The organism is Hydrogenophaga sp. (genome assembly GCF_041633695.1).
Taxonomy (GTDB): domain Bacteria; phylum Pseudomonadota; class Gammaproteobacteria; order Burkholderiales; family Burkholderiaceae_C; genus Hydrogenophaga.
Genome location: NZ_JBFJMY010000659.1, coordinates 1 through 1,765 on the forward strand (window position 1 = coordinate 1; position 1,765 = coordinate 1,765).

Sequence of the window (1,765 nt, forward strand, 5' to 3'; positions counted from 1 at the left end):
GCAGCGCACTCGTGCTCTGGGCCATCGGATCGAGCAAGGAGGTGGCCGTCAAGGTCGCCTGAAGCGCTGCTGCGGGAGCCGCAAACAAGATCCAGCTGGCCGAGTAGCCGGCCACGTACATCGCCGTGGCCATGTTGCTGTTGCTGGCCTTGCGTTTCGCAGCGAGATTCGAAAAGAGCAAGGCCGACGGCACGACCGTTGGCAGCATCATGGCGAGCATCATGACCGCCCACATGGCGAAAGCCGCGCCGAGTTGCCCGAGGCCGTCGCCGTTCATCGCCATGGATTTTTGTGCCGCGTGCGCGCCGCCCATGGCCGACATGCTCTGGTCCATCCGAACCAGGTAGAACCAGCACAGGGCGGCGATCGCCACCATGCCGATCCACACCGGTGCATGGCGCGAGGCCGCGACCCATTTCCAACGCAAAGCGGTGTGCATCACCCGGTTACTCGGACTGGTAGGCGAAGCCGGACATCAGACCGCTTTTGCCCGAAAAGTTCCAGCCCCGACCGAAATCAGAAAGCGTGAAGCGGCTGGATCGCGCGACCGTGGCGGAATTGCCCGGTGCAATACACAGCGGGTGGCCGTCGATGGTGATCGCCCCGCCGCCCTGGCCGTCGAGCTGCTCGATCTGGGCCTCGGCGACACCGGGAATGGACAGACTGCTCTTGCGGCCGTCCGCGCTGTAGACCATGGGCACGCTCTTGGCACCCAGCATCTCGCCGATGAAAGAAGCCAGCACGGCCGGGTGCCCGCCTGCCTTGCCGCCAAAGATCGCGTGCAGCGCCTCACTTTGTGCTGCACTGGCCTTGTCGTCGAAGTAGGCCGCCACCTGCCATTTGGTGGCCACCATGGTGCCCGGCGCGTGCACGGCGAGCGCGACGTTCAAACCATCGAGGCTGGTGTCGGCATAGCTGCCTTTGTCGATGTGCCAAGCCACTAACGCTTTGCAGTCGCCGTCGGTGGGTGGGCTTGTGAATATGCATGGACAGGCTGCCTCGCAGTTGCAGGCTTCGAAGTAAGTTCCGGTGAGTTTCCATTGAGACATGAGGGTTCTCCTGGGTGAAGTTGAAGGCCTTGGTGCATGCGCCATGCGCTTAGGCAAATGCACCAATGGGCCTATAGTTGCGCAGAGGCGTTTGCATCGGCGTTTGAATGGCCGTTGAAATTGCCGTCGATGTGCGGCGTGCGCAGCAGCTTCGAAGCCGTTTCGATGGGGTCATCCGCGTCGATCCCAACCCGAAAGAACCCGTGAACCAGGTCCAACCGCTCTATCTCCACTTGATGGGGGACACCGCCCTGTTGAGCGGTGAGGAGCCGCGAGCCCTGCCGAAATCGCGCAAGACGCGGGCCTTGCTGGCCTACCTCGCCATCGAGGCGCGTCCTATTCGGCGCGAAACCTTGTGCGAGATGTTCTGGGAATCGGCCGCCGACCCACGGGCTGCGCTGCGCTGGAGTCTGACCCAGCTGCGCCCGCTACTCGAAACACCGCATGGCCAGGCGTTGCAGACAGATGCCCATTCGATTGCCCTCGACCCCAGTTTGATCGCTGTCGATGTGTGGGCGGCCAAGGCGTTGCTGGAACCCGGTGACATCGATATGCCCGATGCGCGCTTGCACGCGATGGAACAAGCGCTCGCGGCGGGCTACCCCGCCGATCTTGAACTGACGGCAGCCCACCGCTACGGGCTTTGGTTGGATGGCGAGCGCGAAGCGGTGCGACGCGTGCACCGGCGCGTGCTCGATGAGCAAAGCGCGCGTGCC

2 protein-coding genes and 1 pseudogene are annotated in these 1,765 nt (G+C 63.6%); 1 reads left to right on the forward strand and 2 read right to left on the reverse strand.

What is annotated here, in order from left to right:
* Positions 1-439, reverse strand: a 439-nt coding sequence (locus tag ABYB95_RS22930; RefSeq protein WP_372662490.1) for a DUF2182 domain-containing protein, incomplete at its 3' end; no start/stop codon positions are given.
* 7 nt (positions 440-446) lie between these two features.
* On the reverse strand, positions 447-1,094 hold the full coding sequence (locus tag ABYB95_RS22935) for a DUF1326 domain-containing protein (protein WP_372662493.1): 648 nt from the start codon (positions 1,092-1,094) through the stop codon (positions 447-449).
* 62 nt (positions 1,095-1,156) lie between these two features.
* Between ABYB95_RS22935 and ABYB95_RS22940 the strand changes: the two are divergent.
* Positions 1,157-1,765, forward strand: a pseudogene (locus ABYB95_RS22940) (hypothetical protein); the annotation flags it as partial.

Excerpts from the sequence above, each read along its gene's own strand:
- ABYB95_RS22935 (WP_372662493.1), bottom strand. The coding sequence starts at position 1,094 with ATGGCGCATGCACCAAGGCCTTCAACTTCACCCAGGAGAACCCTCATG.